General features: G+C 59.2%; 17 protein-coding genes and 1 tRNA gene. 8 read left to right on the top strand and 10 right to left on the bottom strand.

Features of this window, described 5'->3' with window-relative positions; translation table 11 throughout:
- The first annotated feature begins 3 nt into the window (after positions 1-3).
- Positions 4-1,512 carry a UbiD family decarboxylase gene (locus tag NW828_RS07870; protein WP_414383027.1) on the top strand — a complete coding sequence of 503 codons (1,509 nt, stop codon included), beginning with the start codon at positions 4-6 and terminating at the stop codon, positions 1,510-1,512.
- Here the strand turns inward: NW828_RS07870 and NW828_RS07865 are convergent.
- Positions 1,509-2,720, bottom strand: coding sequence for an ABC transporter permease (locus NW828_RS07865; protein ID WP_414383025.1), 1,212 nt, complete (start codon positions 2,718-2,720; stop codon positions 1,509-1,511). The genes NW828_RS07870 and NW828_RS07865 overlap by 4 nt on opposite strands.
- A complete protein-coding gene (locus NW828_RS07860) occupies positions 2,717-4,090 on the bottom strand; it encodes an efflux RND transporter periplasmic adaptor subunit (RefSeq protein ID WP_414383023.1) in 1,374 nt (457 codons plus the stop codon). Before NW828_RS07860 ends, NW828_RS07865 begins: the two co-directional genes overlap by 4 nt.
- A gap of 178 nt (positions 4,091-4,268) precedes the next feature.
- Between NW828_RS07860 and rplS the strand changes: the two genes are divergently transcribed.
- The 4 genes from rplS (at position 4,269) to NW828_RS07840 (ending at position 6,490) form a co-directional block, all read left to right on the top strand.
- Positions 4,269-4,634, top strand: coding sequence for a 50S ribosomal protein L19 (rplS, locus tag NW828_RS07855; RefSeq protein WP_414383042.1), 366 nt, complete (start codon positions 4,269-4,271; stop codon positions 4,632-4,634).
- 67 nt (positions 4,635-4,701) lie between these two features.
- Positions 4,702-4,774: transfer RNA gene (locus tag NW828_RS07850), tRNA-Trp, on the top strand.
- Positions 4,775-4,846: 72 nt separating this feature from the next.
- Complete coding sequence (locus tag NW828_RS07845; protein WP_414383021.1) at positions 4,847-5,668, top strand: tetratricopeptide repeat protein; 822 nt, start codon at positions 4,847-4,849, stop codon at positions 5,666-5,668.
- 399 nt (positions 5,669-6,067) lie between these two features.
- Positions 6,068-6,490 (top strand): hypothetical protein, encoded by a 423-nt coding sequence (locus tag NW828_RS07840; protein ID WP_414383019.1) that lies wholly within the window; start codon positions 6,068-6,070, stop codon positions 6,488-6,490.
- Between the two features lie 151 nt (positions 6,491-6,641).
- Here NW828_RS07840 and pgl read toward each other — a convergent pair whose 3' ends face one another.
- Positions 6,642-7,373, bottom strand: a complete 732-nt coding sequence (gene pgl / locus NW828_RS07835) for a 6-phosphogluconolactonase (protein WP_414383017.1) — start codon at positions 7,371-7,373, stop codon at positions 6,642-6,644.
- An 86-nt stretch (positions 7,374-7,459) separates the two neighbouring features.
- On the bottom strand, positions 7,460-8,467 hold the full coding sequence (locus tag NW828_RS07830) for a phosphoribulokinase (protein WP_414351832.1): 1,008 nt from the start codon (positions 8,465-8,467) through the stop codon (positions 7,460-7,462).
- Positions 8,468-8,818: 351 nt separating this feature from the next.
- Between NW828_RS07830 and NW828_RS07825 the strand changes: the two genes are divergently transcribed.
- From NW828_RS07825 to NW828_RS07815, 3 genes are all read left to right on the top strand, one after another.
- Complete coding sequence (locus tag NW828_RS07825) at positions 8,819-9,709, top strand: ferredoxin--NADP(+) reductase (protein WP_011434421.1); 891 nt, start codon at positions 8,819-8,821, stop codon at positions 9,707-9,709.
- Between the two features lie 83 nt (positions 9,710-9,792).
- Entirely contained in the window at positions 9,793-12,498 is a 2,706-nt protein-coding gene (gene leuS / locus NW828_RS07820; RefSeq protein WP_414383015.1) for a leucine--tRNA ligase, read from the top strand.
- 132 nt (positions 12,499-12,630) lie between these two features.
- Positions 12,631-14,022, top strand: coding sequence for a TldD/PmbA family protein (locus NW828_RS07815; protein ID WP_414383013.1), 1,392 nt, complete (start codon positions 12,631-12,633; stop codon positions 14,020-14,022).
- A gap of 107 nt (positions 14,023-14,129) precedes the next feature.
- Here the strand turns inward: NW828_RS07815 and NW828_RS07810 are convergent, their stop codons facing one another.
- The 6 genes from NW828_RS07810 to NW828_RS07785 all read right to left on the bottom strand — a co-directional run bounded on the left by NW828_RS07810 (position 14,130) and on the right by NW828_RS07785 (position 20,854).
- A complete protein-coding gene (locus NW828_RS07810; RefSeq protein ID WP_414383011.1) occupies positions 14,130-14,777 on the bottom strand; it encodes a DUF305 domain-containing protein in 648 nt (215 codons plus the stop codon).
- Positions 14,778-14,874: 97 nt separating this feature from the next.
- Positions 14,875-15,132 (bottom strand): CHRD domain-containing protein, encoded by a 258-nt coding sequence (locus NW828_RS07805; RefSeq protein ID WP_414383040.1) that lies wholly within the window; start codon positions 15,130-15,132, stop codon positions 14,875-14,877.
- Between the two features lie 377 nt (positions 15,133-15,509).
- On the bottom strand, positions 15,510-15,968 hold the full coding sequence (locus tag NW828_RS07800; RefSeq protein ID WP_011434417.1) for a fasciclin domain-containing protein: 459 nt from the start codon (positions 15,966-15,968) through the stop codon (positions 15,510-15,512).
- Between the two features lie 81 nt (positions 15,969-16,049).
- Positions 16,050-17,360, bottom strand: a complete 1,311-nt coding sequence (locus NW828_RS07795) for a CO2 hydration protein (protein ID WP_414383009.1) — start codon at positions 17,358-17,360, stop codon at positions 16,050-16,052.
- Between the two features lie 116 nt (positions 17,361-17,476).
- Entirely contained in the window at positions 17,477-18,970 is a 1,494-nt protein-coding gene (locus NW828_RS07790) for an NADH-quinone oxidoreductase subunit M (protein WP_414383007.1), read from the bottom strand.
- A gap of 48 nt (positions 18,971-19,018) precedes the next feature.
- Entirely contained in the window at positions 19,019-20,854 is a 1,836-nt protein-coding gene (locus tag NW828_RS07785; protein ID WP_414383005.1) for an NAD(P)H-quinone oxidoreductase subunit F, read from the bottom strand.
- Positions 20,855-21,336 lie beyond the last annotated feature (482 nt).

Here is a 21,336-nt window from a genome sequence, read left to right as displayed (position 1 = left end):
TTCATGCCCAGAGATCTACGCCGTTTTATTGCTCTGCTGGAATCCCGTGGTCAGCTCCGCCGCATTTCGGCAGAAGTGGATCCGGATCTGGAAATTGCCGAGATTGCCGATCGCCTCTTGGCCTGCGGGGGGCCGGCGCTGCTGTTTGAGCGGGTGAAGGGATCCTCAATGCCGCTGCTCATCAACACCCTGGGCACGGTGGAGCGCATTTGCTGGGCTTTGGGAATGGAGCAGCCTCAGGATCTGGAGGAACTGGGGAAAAAGCTGGCCCTGCTTTACCAGCCGCGGCCACCGCGGAGCTTTGCCCAGGCGGTGGAGTTGGGACAGGCGCTGCTTAGCGTCTTCAAAGCGAGACCCAGCCGGGATCTGATCCCTCCCTGTCAGCAGGTGGTGCGGCGGGGAGAGGAAGTGGATCTCACCCAATTGCCCCTGTTGCGGGTCTACCCCGGCGATGCCGGACGGGTGCTGACCTTGGGCCTGATGGTAACCAAAGACCCGGAAAACGGGATCCCCAACGTGGGGGTGTACCGCCTGCAGTTGCAAAGCCGCAACACCATGACGGTGCAATGGCTGTCGGTGCGGGGGGCGACTCGGCATCTGCGCAAAGCGGCGGCCCTGGGCCAAAAGTTGGAGGTGGCGGTGGCGGTGGGGGTGGATCCGGTGGTGATTTTGGCGGCGGCCACACCCCTGCCGGTGGATCTGTCGGAGTGGCTGTTTGCCGGTCTCTACGCCGGAGAAGGGTTGCACCTGGCCCAGTGCAAAACGGTGGATCTGCAGGTGCCGGCTCATGCTGAGATCGTTTTGGAGGGCACCATCACCCCTGGGGAAGTGGCCCCCGACGGGCCTGCCGGGGATCACATCGGCTACTATGGCCCCCGCAACGAGCAGGCCCCTCTGATTCGCTTCCACTGCTTGACCCACCGCCGGGATCCCATCTACCTCACCACCTTCAGCGGCAAGCCCCCCAAAGAAAACGACATGATGGCGCTGGCCCTGAACCGCATCTACACCCCCATCCTCAGGCAGCAGGTGCCGGAGATTGTAGATTTCTTTTTGCCGATGGAGGCGCTGGGCTACAAAGCAGCCATCCTCTCCATCGACAAGGCCTACCCTGGCCAGGCGCGGCGGGCGGCTTTGGCTTTTTGGAGCGCCCTGCCCCAATTTAGCTACACCAAGTTTGTGATCGTGGTGGACAAGGATATCAATGTGCGGGATCCACGGCAGGTGCTCTGGTGCCTGTGCTCGCGGGTGGATCCGCAGCGGGATGTGTTTATTCTGCCGGACAATCCCTTCGACGCCCTGGATTTTGCCACCGAAAGACGGGGTCTGGGGGGCAAGATGGGCATTGATGCCACCACCAAAATTCCCCCAGAAACCGATGCTCCCTGGCGGGATCCCCTCACTCCGGATCCAGAAGTAGCCCGCCTGGTGGATCGCCGCTGGGCGGAGTACGGCTTGGCGGATCTCAATTGGCAGCCGGCGGATCCCCGCCTGTTTGGATACGATCTCTAGGCCCGCAGGGCCTCAATGGGATCCAGTTGCGCCGCTTTGCGGGCCGGGAAAATGCCAAAGACTAGCCCAATCCCAGTGGACAGGGAGAACGCCACTCCCACTGCCACCCCATCGACTTGGGTGGCCAAGGGGGTGAACACCTGCACCACCACCAGCAGGCCGCTGCTGAGGAGGATCCCGAGCACCCCCCCGGTCACGGCAATGAAAATCGCTTCGGCGGCAAACTGCTGCAAAATCTGGCGGCTATCGGCCCCGATCGCCTTGCGCAGCCCGATCTCATGGGTGCGTTCCGCAACTGAGATAAGCATCACATTCATGATCCCCACCCCTCCCACCAGCAGGGAGAGGGCCGCCGTGCCCGTCAGCAGCACCCGCAACAGGCTCAAAATCCTGGCCGACCCATCCAGGAGCACCTTTTGGTTGCGGATGATGAAGTCATCTTCTCCCACCAATTGGTGCCGCTGGCGCAGCAGGTTGCGGATTTGGAACTCGGCAGCAGGCAGATCGGCTTCAGAGCGGGCCGAGACGAAAATCGCCGTCAGCTCTGTGCCGTAGGGGGAACGCCGCCCGACCAACCGATTGGCCACCACGTCCACCGGCAGAAACACTCCGGCATCGCTGTTGCCAAACACCGTCGGCTTCGAGCGCAAAGTGCCGATCACCTCGAAGGGCAAGTTGTTCAGCAGGACGGTCTCCCCAATAGCAGCGGCGGGATCCAGGCCGAACAACTGGCTGGCGGCATCGCTGCCCAGCACCACCACCGGGCGCTGTTCCTCGATATCCGAGGGCAAGAGGAAGCGGCCTGCCTCGATCTCTAAGTTCAACACCGACAAATACTCCGGCCAAGTGCCGGTGGCCTCGTAGCGGCGATCCACTCCACCTCGCACAGCGCGCACATTGGTGCCCAGGCTGGGGACAGCTGCTGACACGGCAGGCACTTCCGCCGCAATAGCCCGTACATCCTCCAAGGTGAGGGGGCGGATGTTGCCGGCATCGACCAGGCCCAAGTTGGCCGAAAAGACGATCAGCAAGTTGGTGCCCAGAGAGCGAAATTGATCCACTGCCATCTCTTGGGCAGCATAGCCAAATCCGGCAATGGCCACCACCGCCGCATTGCCGATGAGGATCCCGAGCATGCTCAGCCCGGTGCGCAGGCGATGTCGTCGCACCATTTGCCAGGCCATTTTGGCCGCCGTTGCCAGGCTCATGGCTGTTGCTCCGCTCTTTTAATCAAAGTCTCTAGGTTCACCCCAGGAGGCAGGGCAGTAAAGACCCGATCCCCTGCCTGCAGACCAGAGAGGATTTGGGTAACTCCACCCTGAGTGATGCCCGTTTCCACGCGGCGATAGACAGGTTGCCGGCTTTGGGGATCCAGCAGGAGCACGCCTTCCTGGCTTTCCTCCCGGAGGATAGCCACTGAGGGCACCGTCAGAGCCTGAGGCTGGGGATCCCCAATGAAATCCACCGAAACAGTCATGCCGGTGCGCAAAAAGTCGGCCCCAGGTTCCGGTTCAACGAAGACCCGAAAGACGGTTACCTCTCGCACCACCACCGTAGCGGGTGCAATCCGCTTCACCCGCCCCTGCACCAGGCGGTCGGGGTAGGCCAGGGAGCGGATCTCCACCGGCTGACCCACCCGCACCTGGGCAATCTGGGCTTCTGGCACTTCTGCCCGCACCTCAATTCCCTGAGCCAGCGCCAAAATGGAACTGGAAGAAGCTGCGGTGGCATCGGAAGCTGCTGTTGTGGGAGCTACAAAGGATCCCACCTCGGCAAAGCGCTGCACCACCACACCGGAAAAGGGGGCGCGGACTTCGGTGTCAGCCAACCGGGATTGCCGTTGGGCCAGCTCGGCTTGTGCCTGGGCAATTTGGGCTTGAATTTGCTGTAGGGTTTCCGGGCGGCTCCCCAGTTGCAATCGCTCCAACTCCTGTTGAGCAGCTCGCAAATCCGCTTGCGCTTGTTCCAGGCGGGCCGAGCGTTGATCCAGCTCGCTGCGGGCTACTACCCCCGCCTGCACCAGGGCCTGGATGCGCTCTAACTCCCTCTGAGCCAAGTCCACCTGCGACCGGGCAGCATCCACCCTGGCCTGGGCCGCCGCGATCACCTGGGGGCGCTCTCCGGCCTGTTGCTCCGCTAGACGGGCTTGCAGCTCTTGAATGCGGGCTTGGGCTTGGCGAATGCCACTGGCGAGATCGCCGTAGTCCATCCGGGCCAATAACTGCCCTGCCACCACTTCATCTCCCTGATCCACCAACAGTTCCGCCAGGCGACCCGACTCGCGAGGGCTGACATTCACCTGGCGGAGCGGCTGCACCTGGCCGCTCACCCGCAGGCGTTGGGTCAGATCCACCACTTGAACCGGTACCGTCAATCTTTCCAGCCGTTCTGCCCTCTGCTGCTGCAGCTGACGCTGGATCAGGAGACCGCTGCCCCCTAGGCCGGCCAACAGCAAGCCCAGGAGCATCCAACCGAAGGGAAATCTCTTGGGGCGGGGTTTGCTTTGCGGCAGAGGCTGATCTGCAGGCTTGGGAGTAGACAGGGATCCCGTCTTGGGCTCATCGGTGTGCAGGATCACAAAAGTCTCCCGTTTGTAACAAAAGCTTTATCTTTGTCTAGCCTATTGGAAAAATGGGGGAAGCGTAAACACAGTCTCCCACCTCTTGAGCTCTATGTCGGCCAGCTCTGTACAAAAAACAGCGACGATTGTTACCATGGTTAACTGCCGGTAGCGCGGGAAGGCCATGAACGTTCGCATCAACGCTGAGGAGATCATCCGCTCCATTGAAGCTGCCCAGATGAAGCCGGATCTGCCGGAGATTCGGGTTGGGGATCAGGTACGGGTGGGAGTTCGCATTCAAGAGGGGGGCAAGGAGCGGGTACAAGCCTTTGAGGGCACGGTCATTGCCATGCGCCACTCCGGCATTAACCGCACCATCACGGTGCGCAAGGTTTTCCAAGGGATCGGTGTGGAGCGGGTTTTCCTCGTTCACTCCCCGCGCATCGAGTCGATTCAGGTGCTGCGGCGGGGTAAAGTGCGTCGGGCCAAGCTGTTCTATTTGCGGGATCGGGTGGGCAAAGCCACTCGCATCAAGGCTAAGGCAGAGAGCCCAGATAGTTGAGGAACAGCTCCTCTGAAAATTAGGTGTACCTGCTACACTGGGTAAGCGGGTGTAACCTTTGGCCAATGCGTCCTTAGTTCAGTTGGTAGAACGTCGGTCTCCAAAACCGGATGTCGGGGGTTCGAGTCCTCCAGGGCGCGCTAACCATCAGACCCCCTTCTGTGGCGATGGCTTAAGGTGGAAACACCCCATCTGAGGTGGTTTTGGCGGCCATGAAGTCTGTCTCCAATGTCCTCTCGGCTCTGTTGCTGGGGCTGCTGCTTTGGTTGGGGATCCCTATCTGGCCTGGATCGGGTGTGGTGGCAACGGCAGCGAGCAACAGGGTAGATCACGAGATCGATCGACTGTTTGAGGAAGCCTTTGCTGCAACTCAGAGGGGAGATTTTGCCCAGGCGGAAACCCTGTGGACTCAACTGTTGCAGATCCAGCCTGATAATCCAGCCCTGTGGAGCAACCGGGGCAACGCCCGTGTCAGCTTGCACCAACTGCAGGCAGCTCTGGAGGATTATGCTGAGGCCATTCGTTTGGCCCCTGAGGCACCGGATCCCTATCTCAACCGAGGGGCTGCTTTGGAGGGGTTGGGGCGGTGGCAGGAGGCGATTGCAGACTACGAACGAGTGTTGCAGTTGGATCCCAACGATGCGGCGGCCTACAACAACCGTGGCAATGCGGAAGCAGGGCTGGGCCAATGGCAACAGGCCTTGGCTGACTACCGCCGCGCCACAGAATTGGCTCCCGACTACGCCTTTGCTCAGGCCAACTATGCTCTGAGCCTCTACCAGGTGGGCGAAACAGAAGCTGCCCTGCGCTTGATGCGGGCTCTGGTGCGCAAGTACCCGAAGTTTCCAGATATGCGGGCTGCTCTCAGCGCCATTCTTTGGGCGCAGGGTCGCCAGGGAGAGGCTGAAAGTCACTGGGTGGCTGTGCAAGGGCTGGATCCCCGCTACGCCGACCTGGAATGGGTGAAAACCGTCCGCCGTTGGCCACCGGCGATGGTGGCAGCTCTGGAGCGTTTCCTTTCTCTCAAGTCGTGAGGATCGGGATCGCGTCGGAGATACCCTGGGCCTTGGCTCTGCGCATTGGCGAAACGGTTGCTGGGGATCCCCGCAGCCAGAGTCTCAGGTTACATCCTGGCTGGGGGGATGGAGATTGCTAGATTGGGATCAAGCCGAGGGCGGATTCCAGCAGCAGGCTCAACCCAGAGCCAAGAGAGCGCAGAGGGATCCCAAAGGCTTTCAGCGAGCTGTGAAAAAAACTGTGTAAAGGATTGCTTCCTGCGACACCTTGTCGCTTTCTTCTTCGTCTGTTTTAGACCTATCGCGGCGCGTAGTATCAACGTGAGTGCAATGGCTTGTTTCTCTCGCTCTTCTTCCTTCCTCCCCAATTGGAGAGGGGGGCTGCGAAGTCACTGGAGCTGGGCAGGGCTGTTGCTCGTGGTTCTGCAGCTTGGGCAACCTGCCGTCGCTCAGACGGAAACCCGAGTTTGGAGCGGAACCGGCCAAATTTTGAGCGGCCAGGGGCAAGGGGCTACGGTGCAATTGGTTTTGGAAACGGGTGGCGGACGCATCTGGAGCCAATCGGGGCCGGCCTTGGATGCACCGTTTTCCGGCGGCCATATTTCGGTAACCAGCGGTGATGGCACCTGGCAAATTCAATCGCAAGGGGATCAGTTGTTGGTCACCTTTTACCGCGGCGAGCAGATCATCCGCTGGCAACTGCGGCCCATGGGCGAGATCCCCAGCTCTTCTCCTTCTGCGCCATCCAGCTCCCTGAGCAGTGACTCCGCCCAGCCCGTAGCGCTGCCCGTCCAAGAGCTGGTGATTCCAGTACTGAAGAATTTGCCCGGCAACCCCTGAGGGATCCCTGCCTCGCCGGTTCTCGACCCATGAAACCTGGTGCGTTGGCCGCTGGGGCTATCAAACCTGTGGCCACTGGAATGGGCTGGGATGATTTTGGGGGCGGTGGGCCTGGGGATCCTATCCCATCGGCAATTAGCCCGCCTGTTGTTTAGCTGAGCAGCGGGACACAGGGCAGGGGCAGTTGAGCCGCTGCCGCCGCATCCAGCAACCACAGCAGCCGTCCTCTGGGGTTTACGCGCTGGCAGGGTAGGTGGGCCTCGGTGGTCAGCGCCTCTTTCACGATGGGGGCTTTGTTCGCTCCGGTTACCAGGAACACCACCTGGGCTGCCTGATTGAGGACGGGATAGGTCAAGGTTAGACGCGGCTCCTGCCCTTTTTGCCCCACCGTCACCCAGCGGTGCTGCACCTGCAGAGCGGCGGTGTCGGGAAATAGAGAAGCTGTGTGGCCGTCTTCCCCCACTCCCAGCCATACCAGGTCGAGAGAAGGGCACTCTGTACCGAAAATCTGCCGCAGGGTCGCCTCGTATTCGGCAGCATCGCGAAGGGGATCCCCCGCTTGGGTGGGCATAGGGAAAACTTGAGCCGCCGGGATCCCGATCTGCTGCAGCAGGGTTTCTCGTACCATGCGGTAGTTGCTTTCAGGGTGATCCGGGGGAACATAACGCTCGTCTCCCCAGAACAGCCAGGTTTGTTGCCAAGGGATCCCTGGGGTTTGGGCCAGGGCAGCATACAGCTTCTTGGGGGTGCTTCCCCCGGCCAAGACCACCGTAAAGCGTCCCCGCTCGCGAATGGCAGCGGCTGACCGACCTTGCCAAATCTCGATGGCCCGTTGGATCAGGACGGATCCCTCTGGAAAGATCTCCAACTGGAATCCCTGCATACACCGAAGCCCCACTGCCGACCTATGCTGGGTCAGCCGACCTGCACCAACACTTTACCGAAGGGATCCCCTAAGCGGGGCAAACACTAGGAAGCCACCGCCAGCTCTTTGGCTTCTGCCCGAATTTGCTCGTAGAGGGCGCGCAGCTTCAGGCCCACGATGATCTGAATCAGACCAGAGCCATTGCGGGATCCCGGGTATTCCGGGTGCTTGCGCAACAGTTCCGTCAGCTCGCCATAGTAGCGGGTGGACAAGTTGCTCAGGTGGTTCTCGATGTAGATGACCTCTTCCAGCTTGTCGAAGGTGCCGTCGATCTCCAGAATCGAAACCGGGTGCTCGAAGTAGGTGGAAGGGCCATAGTGGAGGCGGATCCCCGGGTAGGAACAGGTCAGCTTTTTGCCGCAGGGGATCCAATCAATGGTGGAGCCTTCGTCAAAGAGATAAACATGGTCGAAGTACTTCACCCCTTCCCGCTGGATCAGCCGCACCCGCAGTACTTTGTGCTCTGGATCCAGCTCCGGCAACAACTGGGTAGGCAAAACCTCAATGACGGCATCGGCGTACTGCTTCTGCACATCGACATAGGCTTCAAAGTCCGGGCGGCGAGCCTCGATTGAGCGCAACACATCTTCGTAGGTGTGGCCCCGCTCCGCCATGTCCCGCTTCACTTTCCAAGCAATCTTGATCTCTGGGGCCAGATCCAAGTACACCTTGAAGTCCAGCAGCTGGCGCACCCGCTCGTCATACATGGGATGCAGCCCCTCCAGGACGATGATGCGGTTGGGCTCCACCAGCTCCGGTGGGTCAATCAGCCCCGTCTCGTGGTTGTAGATGGGCTTCATCACACTTTGGCCGTTCTTAAGCGCCTTGGCCTGCTCGTACATCAGGTCGAAGTTGTTGGCGCGGGGATCCAGCGCCGTGATGCCCTTCTCTTTGCGCTGGTAGCGATCCAAGGAGTGATAGTCATCCAGACAGATGGTGGTAATCAGATCCCGGCCAAATAGATCCCCCAGCCGGCGTAAAAAGGTGGACTTGCCACAGCCAGAATCTCCGGCGACACCAATCATCACAACACGATCAGGACTGCTTGCCATGGGAACTCCTTGGGGACGGGCAGGGCAAAACTGAGAAAAAGGCTCTAGAAAGTTACCAACTGTTACGGTCTTGCATGATACCAAATAAAGCCGTTACATCACAAGCCGCTGGCAGGCCAGAGCCGTGGGCACCACAAGCAACAATTTAACAAAAAATCCATATTTTTGGCCGATGAGCTTGGCCGGGATTATTTTTCCGGGGTTGCCGCTCTCAGGACGGCCTGGGGGGCTGGCGAAGGTCGTCTGCTTCTCCTCTGACAAGTTCCGTTTGAGCAGCCGGGCTGCTGTGGTGTTTGCTATTTTGCTATATGTAAACTCATTTCCTCCCAGTGCCAGGAGCAGATCGCAGGTATGGTTGCCAGCGCAGAAAAGCGAGAGGTTGTCGTCAATCTGTATCGTCCCAACGCACCGTTGATCGGCCACTGCGTGGAGACCTACTCCATTGTCGGTGAAGGAGCACCCGGACTGACTAAGCACATTGTGCTCAGCTTGCCGGATCCCAACTACCGCTACCTAGAAGGGCAAAGCGTTGGCATTATCCCTCCTGGCGAAGATGCCAAGGGCAAGCCCCACAAGCCCCGCCTCTACTCGATTGCTTCCACCCGCTTTGGCGATGATGGCGAGGGGCGCACCGTCTCTTTGAGCGTGAAGCGGGCTGAATATGTCGATAGAGAGACAGGCCAGCCGGGGGTGGGGGTCTGCTCCGGCTTCCTCACCGATTTGAAGGCGGGCGATGAGGTGATGATTACGGGGCCATCGGGGAAAACCTTCCTACTGCCTGAAGATGAGAACGCCAACCTGATTTTGATCGCCACCGGCACTGGCATTGCTCCTTTTCGCGCTTTCATCAAGCACCTGTTTGAGGAGGATCCCAACTATCAGGGCAAGATCTGGCTGTTCTTTGGGGTGCCCACCACTTCCACCTTGCTCTACCACGGGGATCTGGAGGCTTGGAAAGCCCAGTACGGGGATCGCTTCCGCGTCGATTACGCCATCAGCCGCGAGCAACAGACCCCCGATGGCAAGAAAATGTACGTGCAAAACCGCATGGCCGAGTACGGCGCCGAGCTGTGGGAGATGCTGCAACAGCCCAACACCTACACCTACATCTGCGGCCTCAAGGGGATGGAGGACGGGATCAACAACGTCATGGGGCCTTTGGCCGAACAAGCCGGTCAGGATTGGAGCAAGTTCCAGAAGGAGCTGAAGAAAGCAGACAGGTGGCACGAAGAAACCTACTGATCCCTGCTTGTGATCCCTGCTTGTCGGTTTGTCAGCGCCAATAGGGATCCCGTTCCTTGCTTGAGAGCACTGGCGTGGGGAGTATGTCAAAATGCTTCTATCTCCCAGCGTATGCGCTTTTTTCCCAGGAGCATCGAACCGTGGACGCGCGCTACAATCCCCAGGCCATTGAGAGCAAGTGGCAGGCCCACTGGCGTGAAATCGGGCTGGATCGCACCCCAGAGCTGAAGGACGGGAGCCGCAAATTTTATGCCCTGTCTATGTTCCCCTACCCCAGCGGCAACCTGCACATGGGGCATGTGCGCAATTACACCATCACCGATGTAATTGCCCGCTACAAGCGAATGCAGGGGTACGCAGTGCTGCACCCGATGGGCTGGGATGCCTTTGGCCTGCCGGCGGAGAATGCCGCCATCGACCGGGGGATCCCGCCGGCCAAGTGGACCTACCAAAACATTGCCCAGATGCGGGATCAGTTGCAGCGGTTGGGCCTGTCCTACGACTGGGAGCGGGAGATTACCAGTTGTTCGCCGGACTACTACAAGTGGACGCAGTGGATCTTCCTGCAATTTTTGCAGGCGGGCTTGGCCTACCAGAAAGAGGCGGCGGTGAACTGGGATCCGGTGGATCAGACGGTGTTGGCCAACGAGCAGGTGGATGCGGAGGGGCGTTCCTGGAGATCCGGCGCCCTGGTGGAAAAGCGCATGCTCAAGCAGTGGTTTTTCAAAATCACCGCCTATGCCGACCAACTGCTGGCGGATCTGGAAAAGCTCTCCGGCTGGCCGGAGCGGGTGCGCACCATGCAGGAGAACTGGATTGGCCAATCGGTAGGGGCCAAGGTGATTTTCAAAACCGAGGCAGGGGACGAGCTGGCAGTGTTCACCACCCGGCCCGATACCCTCTGGGGGGCCACCTTCATGGTGCTGGCGCCAGAGCACCCCTTGGTGGACAAGCTCACCACTGCCGAGCAACTGCAGGCCGTCAGAGCCTATCAAGCCCAGGCCGCTGCCCGCAGCGAGATCGAGCGCAGCGCCGAAGACCGGGAAAAGACAGGGGTTTGGACGGGATCCTACGCCATCAACCCCGTCAACCAAGAGCGGATCCCCATCTGGATTGCCGACTATGTGTTAATGGGCTACGGGACGGGGGCCATCATGGCTGTGCCTGCCCACGACCAGCGGGATTTCGAGTTTGCCCGCAAGTTCGGCCTGCCCATCAAGCGGGTGGTGCAGCCGCCGGAGGGTTCTCCGACCTCAGCGGATCGCGCCAGCGGGACGGAGTCCTCAGAACTGCAGGCTGCCTGGACGGGGGAAGGGGTGATGATCAACTCTGGCCCCCTAGACGGGATCCCGGTGGGCAAAGGCCCAGGGCAAAGCGTGGAAAGAGCCATCGCCTGGCTGGAAGCCCAGGGGCTGGGGGAAAAGCAGATCAACTACCGCCTGCGGGATTGGCTGATCTCGCGGCAGCGCTACTGGGGTTGTCCCATCCCGGTGATCCATTGTCCCCACTGTGGCATTGTGCCGGTGCCGGAGAAGGATCTGCCGGTGCTCTTGCCGGAGGATGTGGAGCTGACGGGGCGAGGGGGATCCCCGTTGGCCCAGTTGGAGGACTGGGTGAAGGTGAAGTGCCCCACCTGTGGCGCGGAGGCTCGCCGGGAAACCGATACCATGGACACCTTCATCTGCTCGTCGTGGTACTTCCTGCGCTTCAGCGATGCCCGCAACGACCGAGAGATCTTCCGCAAAGACCAGGTGAACGCCTGGCTGCCGGTGGATCAGTACGTGGGCGGCATCGAGCACGCCATCCTGCACCTGCTCTACTCCCGCTTTTTTACCAAGGTGTTGCGGGATCGGGGGCTGCTGGATTTTGACGAGCCGTTCTCGCGTCTGCTCACCCAGGGGATGGTGCAAGGGCGCACCTACTACAACCCCAACAAGTCCGGCAAGGATCGCTGGATCCCGGCAGCTCTGGTGCAGGATCCCGACAACCCCACAGATCCGGAGACCGGCGAACCCCTGGAAGTGATCTATGCCACCATGTCCAAGTCCAAGGGCAACGGCGTGGATCCTGAGGAGGTGCTGGCCCACTACGGGGCGGATACGGCCCGCATGTTTATCTTGTTCAAGGCCCCGCCGGAGAAGGATCTGGAGTGGGACGATGCCGATGTGGAGGGGCAATTTCGCTTTCTCAACCGCGTCTGGCGGCAGGTGTACGAGTTTGTCGTTCGCAGTAGCGGGACGGAGTCCTTGCAGAGCGGGGCCCCAGAGCTGTTGCCGGCCAAGGTCGAGGTGGGATCCCTGACCAAGGCGGAAAAAGATCTGCGCCGGGCCATCCACACCGCCATCAAGGAAGTCAGCGAAGATCTGGAAAACGATTATCAATTCAACACCGCCATTGCCGAGCTGATGAAGCTGAGCAATGCTCTGGGGGAGGCCGGGATCCCGGATTCGCCGGTCTATGCAGAGGGGATCCGCACGCTGGTGTTGCTGATGGCGCCTTTTGCCCCCCATATTGCGGAGGAGCTGTGGCAGGCGCTGGGGGGCGCAGACTCGGTGCATCGGCAGTCTTGGCCCAGCTATGACCCGGCAGCGCTGGTGGCCGACACGGTGACCATTGTGATTCAGGTGAACGGCAAATTGCGCGGCTCGTTTGAGGCCCCTGCCGAGGTAACGCCGGAGGAGCAGGAACAGTTGGCCCTTCGGTCAGAAGCAGCGCAGAAATACCTGGAGGGGGCAACACCCAAAAAAGTGGTGGTGGTGCCGAAAAAGCTGGTTAACTTTGTCCTCTAACGGCGGGCCTGGCCAAAATGTTCCGCACTGCTGACACGAACGGGATCGGGGCTTTCACTCGGCGTGGCAGCTCATCGACTTTCCAGGATCGGGCTATGCTGGACTGAGGACTACACCCATCTCCCTGTTGCTATGCGAGACCTTCTGCGCGACATCCTTCGGGACTGCTCTGGCTTTGTGGAACTGCGCTACCACAGCAAGGTGTTCCGCAGCGTCACTGCCGAGAAGGGCCGCCTTGAGCGCACCGCGGTTCGTCGCCGTTCCGGAGTGGGGGTGCGGGTGTTGGAGGCCGGCACTTGGGGCTTTGCTGCCACCGGGGATCCCTCGCCGGCTGCCATTCGGGAGGCCATCGCTGAAGCTCGCCGTGCCGCCCAAGCCAGCGCCGACTACCGCAAACAAAAGCTGGGATCCCTGCCCAGTGTGCGGCTGGCCCAAGGGGAGTTCTGCGAGCCCGGTGTGGAGGAGGTGTTGAACAAACCGCTGGAGGCGAAGATCCAGTTGGCTTTGGAAACCGAGGCGCAGGCCCGGCAGGCCTCTCGCCAAATTAGCTCCGCCAGTTGCACCTACAACGAGATCTACGAGGAAAAAGCCATTGTCACCACCGATGGGGCGGATGTGGCCTTTCGTCTGGTGCGCCCCGAGCTGCGAGTTCAGGCGGTGGCCGAAGCTGCCGGCCAGCTCAGCAGTGGCTCCGAGGCCATTGGGGTAACAGGGGGATGGGATTGCCTGTTCCGCTCGCATCCCTTGCAGATGGCGGAAAAGGCGGCTGCTACCGCGGTTGATTTATTGTCCGCAGGCTACGCAGAAGGGGGATGGGCCACGGTTATTCTGTCGCCTTCCATCGTGGGGCTGTTGGTGCACGAGGCCATTGGCCACACGGTCGAGGCGGATTTTGTTCTGGCGGGTTCTGTGGCTGCCGGCAAGCTGGGGCAGCGGGTGGCCAGCGACTGGGTTACCCTCAAAGACTCCGGCCATTCAGAGTTTATGCCGGGGGCAGGGGGAACCCTTCCTGTGGACGACGAGGGCGTTCCTACCCAAAGCACCACCATCATCCAAAACGGCATTCTGGTCAGCTATCTCCACAACCGCGAAACTGCTGCCCACTTTGGCGTGGAGCCCACCGGCAATGCCCGCGCCTGGGAATACGCCGATGAGCCTTTGATCCGCATGCGCAACACCTTCATTGAACCCGGATCCCAAACGCTAGAGGAAATCATCGCCAGCACTCCCGATGGCTACTTCCTGGATGGGGCCAGGAACGGGCAGGCGGACTCCACGGGCGAGTTTATGTTTGGGGTAGAGCGGGCCTACCGCATTCGCGATGGCAAGCTGGCGGAGTTGCTGCGCGGTGTCACCATCACCGGCAATGCTTTTGAGGTGCTGCAATCGGTGGATGCCGTCTCGCGGGACTTCCTGTGGGACTTGGGATCCGGCCATTGTGGCAAGGGTCAACCGGCCAAGGTGGATGCGGGCGGCCCCTACATTCGCTGTCGGGCCATTGTGGGCGGACAGCAACCTGCCTAGGAGCTTTCCCGGGCACTTGGGACGGCGGTTGCGCCAGCAGGGCAGCGCACCTAGACAAATCTGACAAATCTATCGATGGGGTAGGGATCCCTGTAACCGTTCCTGCGCTACTGCGGGTACCACTGCTTTTGCCAAGCACGCATCTGCTCAATCTCCGCCTGCTGGGTGGCCAAAATTGCCTCTGACAGTTGGCGAACCTGGGGGCGCTGGGATTTCTCCAAGGCCTCTTTGGCCATGCTTAAGGCCCCCTCATGGTGTTGGATCATGGCCTGCAGAAACCGCCGGTCAAACTCCGGGTCGGCGGCTCCCAGGTCTGTGTCCATGCGCATGGAGGAGATTATTTCTGGGGTCATGGCCATCAGATGCCCCATTTCCTCATGCCACATCACGGGATCCTGGGGAGCTTCTGGGTACCAGCTCAGCCGCCAAGCCCGCATTTGCTCGATTTCTTGGCTTTGGGTCCTCAAGATGGCCTCTGCCAACTGACGAATCTCCTGCCGCCGGGATTTTTGCAGGGCCTCCTCGGCCATGAGCACAGCCCCTTCATGGTGCAAGATCATGGCATCGAGGAAGCGCAAATCGAAGGATTCATCTGCAGGGCCCAGGCTCATCAAATGAGCCATGTGAACAGAGGGATCCCCATTGTGGTTATGAGAAGCTGCCTCTGCCCTCGGCCCCTCCCCGCCAGCCCAAGTGGTGCTGAGGGCAAACACACTGGCAAGGAGCAGGCTACGGCCAGTCTTGTTCAAAAGCACCGCTATTTCCCCCTGACAACAGGACGACAACAGTCCCAATATTCTAAAGCCCCTCCCGCGGGGGATCCCAGGAGGGGCAATAGATCTACCCAAGGATTTAGCGAGGGAAAACCACCTGGGCTCGCAACTCGCCCGGCGGGTTGGCCTGCGTGTGAATGTTGATGTAGTAAGCTCCGGCCAAAAAGCTGGAGACTTGCTCAGGGGTGAGGTTGGCTTCCAGTCGGAAATTCCCCGACTGATTGCCTGGATTCGGCAACATGTTCAAGACAAAGACCACCGGCCCTGTGGCCTGGGCGAAAGATTGTCCTGGATGCGGCTGAGCAATGTGAATATGTCCAGGGCCAAAGTTAGCAATGGGTAGAAGTGGGGTTGTGAGATTTGTAAAGCTTCCTTAACCGCTGAGAAACAAGACAGCAACCAGGCAAAAGCCGCAAAAAGCCTCGAAAATTGAACGAGGCCGAAGGGCAAAACCGATCAACAACATGGAAAAAAGCTCCTCGGTCAGAGAGGCTAAATAAGGTACGTATCAGGCCAAGCTTCGGATTCATCTCTGGGTTTAAAAGACGGCGACATCACTGCTACCGAGAGACAAAAATCCCCACCCTGTGGGGGGCGGGGGATGGTGTAGACTGCACGCGGAGCAGAAATCTCTGACCGTACCCATTGGAAGGCATAGCCGGGGAGAGTGTTCACCAAGGCACTTTCCCCAACCTCCGTTCAGGATGGATCCGTTTATCCTCTGGCCGAGGCGGCCAAAGCAGAGTTCATGATCGGCCAGAACCAGTGGGGCCGCATCAGGATGACGGTGTCAATGACGTGGATGATGCCGTTATCGGCTTCGATGTCGGCTTGGATAACGGTGGCGTTATTGACCTCGAAAACGTCCCCTTCGATCAACAAGTCGATGGGGGATCCCTCTACCGAGCCCACACTTTGGTACTTGGCCAAATCTGCCTTTTTCAAGCGGCCGGGCACCACGTGGTAACACAGGATGCGAGTCAGTTGGGGGATATTTTGCACCAGGGTGGTGATGGTGCCAGGAGGCAGCTTGGCAAAAGCCCCATCGGTGGGGGCAAAAACGGTAAAGGGGCCAGGGCTTTTGAGAGTGTCTACCAGGTTTGCCGCTTTAACGGCAGTTACCAAGGTGGAAAAGCCCTCAGCAGAGACGGCAATATCGACAATATCGGGCATGGCCGGGATCCTTTTGCTGTGAAGTTGTTGCTAACTGGATTGCTGCTCGAAAGGCTTTGGGATCATTAAAGTTGCCACGGGCTAGCGATAATTCTGATCCTGAATGTAGGCGAGGCGGGCTGCTTCCCGGATCCCATATTCCGGTCGAGTGAAGCGATTGAGTTGGCCCTCAAAATAACGGCGATTCATCATCAAGTGCCGTGGATTTGGATCATCAAGGGGATACAAGAAAGCGGCCCTTCCCGCCTGAATCACGGCTGAGGTGACGTTGTACATGGAGCGCTGGAAGCTAACCCCCAATTGAATCAGCATGTCCTCTTCGCCGCGGCAATGCTTGCGATAATACTCCACCAAATACTGGGGCAAAAAGTGGTACATATCCTGGTGCAAGAGCGTGGGCGGGATCCCGGCGGTGCCCACCGGAAACTTATCGGCGTAGAGGATCCCGTAGTGGAAGTCCAACTGGTTGGTGGGAACTTCGTTGGCCTGGGCGTTGTAGGACTTAGTGCCGCGGAAAGGAGAGGTGCGATAAAACACGGCCTCTACATAGGGGAAGGCAGCCTCATATAGCCAGGTGAATCCTTTGGATTTGGGCACAATATCGTACCATTCTCCCCGAATACGCACGCGGTGGTAGATGGGTCGTCCGGCAATGGCGAAGATCCCGTTGACCAGAAAGTTCATCGCCTCCGGCACGCTGGTAATTTTGCCTTCATCGTAGAGATCGCTCATCTCAAAAAAGACCGGAGCCATCACCTCCCAAAACAGGCCCAACACCGAGTACATGGTGGCCTGGCGGCACAGCTCCAAAAACATATCGGGGAAGATCTTGTATAGCCCCATCAACAAGGGGTTGCCCTGGCAATAGGCGCGGATGGCGCGGTCGGCATTTTGCTTGTATTCTTCGGAATCCATGTAGGGATCCAGCAAGCCCCCCATATCCCGGTGCCAGAGCATGGCCCGCATACATTCTTCGGCAAATTCCATGTTGATGCGGTCATGCCAGAGGTGATGCAAAATCCTGGGCAGCTTGCGCTTCAGCTCCCCCTTTTCCATAAACTCCAGCAGCTCGGGATGGGCCGTAGCCTGGCCTCGCCAAATCCGCAAATCCGCGTTATCCCCCGCGTAGTGGTTGGCCAGCTTCAGATACTCTTCAGGAATGATGAACTTGAAAAAAGGCAAGGGATCCACAAACACCTGCTCGGCAATGTAGAGCAGATCCCGCCAGTAGAAATCCATTGGCACGGCATAGGCTTTGTAGAGGCCGATAATTTGCATCAGGTTTTCCGGCGTATCTGGCAGCATGGATCCCCCTGCCTCCAGGCGGTGGACTATATCCGCAAAAGGATGGGTAGAAGGGGGCAGCTTGCGGGCTGTGAGGGTTGTCGTCATAGAAGAAGTCTCCAACTCTTCAAAAGTTCTGGCTCCTTGAGGTCATTCCCTGGGATCTCAATTCCTGGAAGTTTCCCGATTGCCTTGATCTGCTCCAGAGAAGGCAGCCCAGCTCCCTAGGGAGAATCGGCAAGATCGCCAGCCGAGGCCAGGATAAGCGTTTGCGCTTGAGCCACCTGGGTGGATAGGGTAAACGCCAAGGGTTGTGGCCATTTCACCAGGCTCATGGGCTGGATCCCAAACCAAACGATCAAGGCCGTCAAAATCAGCCCCGGGATCCGCTCCCAGCCGTGCACGCGTGGGTAGTAGGCGGTACGGTTGTCCAATTTGCCAAAGCAGGTGCGGTTTAGCAAAATCACGAAGTACACCGCCGTCAAACCGGTGCCACAGATGCTGATCAAAGTCGGCAAAGGAAAATCCTGATAGCTGCCCTGGAAGATCAAAAACTCCGCCACAAAGCCCACCAGGCCAGGGATCCCGGCGCTGGCCATCCCCCCCAAGATGAGCAGGGCGCTCACTGTGGGCAAGCCTCGCAAGGGGTTGAGCAGGCCGTTGAGTACGTTCAGATCCCGCGTTCCCACTTTGCGCTCCACCAAGCCCACCAGATCAAACAGCAGCGCCAAGATGAGACCATGGGAGACCATCTGCACCATCGCCCCGGTCAGGCTAATGGGGGTGGCTGCCGCCATGCCCAGCAGGATGTAGCCCATATGGCCGATGGAGCTGTAGGCCACCATGCGCTTGATGTCTTTTTGGGCGATGGCCGCCAAAGCCCCCGACAGCACGGCAATGGCTCCCCACCAGGCCAGGATCCCACCCAGGTCGGCCCAAGCTTGGGGAAACAACTGCAGCCCAAAGCGAAACAGACCGTACGTGCCTAACTTGGAGAGGATCCCTCCCAGGAGGATGGCCACTGGCGGCGACGACTCCCCGTATGCATCAGGCAACCAGGTGTGGAAGGGGATCAGCGGCATCTTAATGCCGAAAGCCACGATCAAGGCCAACAGCGTCAAGGTCTGGGCAACAGGGCTGAGAGAGGTGATGCGGATCTCCAGCAGCTCAAAGCTATGGGGATCCCCCAGCCAGTAGATGGCCAAAAAGGCCCCCAACAGAAAGATGGCGGAAACGGCGGTATAAATCAAAAACTTGATGGCAGCATAATCCCGCTTGGGGCTGCCCCAAATGGAGATGAGCAGGTAGATCGGGATCAGCACCAGCTCGTAAAACAAGAAGAACAAAAGCAGGTTCTGGGCAACAAAAGCCCCGTTGACCGACCCGCTCATGAACAAAATGCAGCCGTATAAGAGGTTGGGCCGCTTCACCTCTGGCTCAGCTGTCAGCACCGCAATCAGCGTGAGCAGCCCATTCAAAGCCACCATCAGCAGGGAAAACCCGTCCAGGCCCAGGGAGTAGCTCAGCCCAATTGCCGGGATCCAATCCCACCGCTGCACCCACTGCAGCCCTTCCGCTTGCAGGTCAAAGTTGGCAAACAGCAGCAGCGAGATCCCCAGCAGGATCCCGACCAAGGCCACCGCCAGCTTTCGCCCCCCCAAGCCTAAGAACAGGAGCAGGGATCCCAGGATCGGCAACACAATCAAGGCACTCAGCATGGTCTTTTCCCTCTTTATCTAAGGACTCCGTCCCGCTATCGCCCAAGCCTAGAGAATCAGCCAGCCCAGCAGGGCCACCCCCACCACAATCGTCAGCACGTAGGCTTGCACCTGGCCAGAGGTGGTGTATTTCAAAACCTGTCCACCCGCCAATACCGCCAAGCTGGTCAAATTTACCAAGCCGTCTACCACATAGCGGTCGAACAAGGCTGTAACCTCAGAGATGATGCGTACCGCAAACACCACACTGGCCCGGTAGAGCTTGGGGGTGTAGAAGTCGTTGGCCAACAAATCCTGCCAGTCGGCCAAGAAGGCCCAGTCCACCGGCTGCCGCTGCGGACGCAGATACAGCCAGGCTCCCAAGGCAATGCCTGTCAAGCTGGATCCCGTCATTACCCCAACAGGGATCCCTTCCAGAGCGGGAATCAGACCTAGTGCCGCTAGGATCATGGGCATGTGCAGCGTTACCCCCATCATGGCGGTGCTGGGCAACGTCATCGGCCAATGCACCTCTGGCGAGCGCTCGCTCATCTGCTGCGGTTTGCCCCCCCAAACAAGGCCAAATACCCGCGTTAGCCCCAGCGCCGTCACCGCATTGGTAACCAGCACAACTGCCGCCCACAACCCCTGCCCCGGTTGCACCAACTGCTGCCAGAGATCCGTCAGCACCCAAAAGGAGCCGAAGGGAGGCAAAGCGATGATTCCAGCCATCCCGGTCAAGAAGCACAGCCCCGAGATAGGGCGCCGCGACCACAAGCCTCCTAGATAGCGCAGATCCTGGGTAATGCTGTTCCAGATCACCATGCCCAGCGCCATCACCAACAGGGCCATCGCGGGCGCATAGGTCAGCAGCAACCCATAGGCTTGCTGGGGATGACCGGTGCCCACCGCCACAAAGATCAAGCCCATGTAGGCGCTCACCAGATAAGACAGGGCCCGCTTGGCATCGATCTGGGCCAAGGCCACTAGGGATCCCCCCACCGCTGTCAAGCCGCCGATGGTTAGCATCACCCTTAGCACTGTTGGGGAAAGCTCGTAGAGGGGTTGCAGGCGAATCAACACCCAGGCCCCTGTGCCCACCACCACCGCATTGCGCAAGATCGTCGAGGGGATCGGCCCTTCCATCGCCTCATCCAGCCACAGGTGCAGAGGAAATTGGGCACACTTGCCTACGGGGCCGGCCAGCAACCCCAGCCCTACCAGGGCCAGCAGGGTGGGATCCACAGTGACAGATCCTGCCTGCACCGCCTCTGCCCAGGCCGCCAAATCCTCAAACTCCCAGGAGCCGGTCAGGGGATAGATGGCGATTACCCCCATCAAGAGCAACAGGTCGCCGATGCGCTTGGTTAAAAAAGCATCCCGCGCTCCCGTCACCACCAGCGATTGGTTGAACCAAAAGCCCACCAACAGGTAAGTGCCCAGGGTCAAAATCTCCAGGATCACGTAGCTGAAAAAGAGGGAGTCGCACAAAGCCAAGGCACACATCCCCCCCTCAAACAGGCCCAGCAGGGAGAAAAACCGCGCCCAGCCCCAGTCCATTTCCATGTAGCCAAAGCCGTAGATCTGGGCCACCAGGTTCAGCCCCGTCACCACAGCGCAGGCCCCCAGAGTTACCGATGACACCTGCAGCGGCAGCTCTAACATCAGATCCCCCACCTGTAGCCAGGGCAACCGAATGACCTGCGCCGGCTGATCCCAAATCGCCACCAGCGCTCCCACACTGTGAAGGAAAGCCACTAAGGTCAGCAGGGCATTCAAATAACCTGCCGGACGTGGTCCCGTGCGCCGGGTGATTCCTGGGGACCAGATCAGCGCTCCCGCCCACGCCACCAAAGCGTAGAGGGGAATCAGCCATGCAGTTGTGACCAGCCCGTTCAAGCTCATAATCCTCCTTCGGCCAGGGATCTTGGCCAAACTGGAACACTTGCTGAGATCCTGTAAAAAATCTTAAAAGGCATCTTAGCGGCGAACCGAGATAGATAAAAATTGAACTTTCCGATAAAAACTATAGACAAAAATCTATAGTTCAAGCAGGGGGAGCAGAATAACCTCTGTCGTTGTCACCCCCTCACTCTCTAAAGCGTGGATGGGAATAAACTCCTTGGGAACTCAGGATCCCCGGCTGCGCAGATACCGTGAATGGCTCTAGGACATCCCCGAAGTTCTGCTGCCCTACTTCCGGTCTTCGATAGGCTAACGCAAGCAGGATCCCATTCACCTCTTCATCCCAAGGCTACCATCGTAAGTCCCTGTGAAATTGCCAAGAAGATGAAGATTGAGAACAACGACCTAGGTCGTGTTGATCTTATGTTAGGATAGAGAGAATAATTTATAGAGGAAAGAGGATGAAGTTGGTTTTTTTAGAT

Origin of the sequence: Synechococcus sp. W55.2 (assembly GCF_047461635.1) — a bacterium.
Lineage (GTDB): Bacteria > Cyanobacteriota > Cyanobacteriia > Thermostichales > Thermostichaceae > Thermostichus.
The sequence above is the reverse complement of the archived record's forward strand: the minus strand, read 5'-3'. Positions and strand labels throughout refer to the sequence as shown.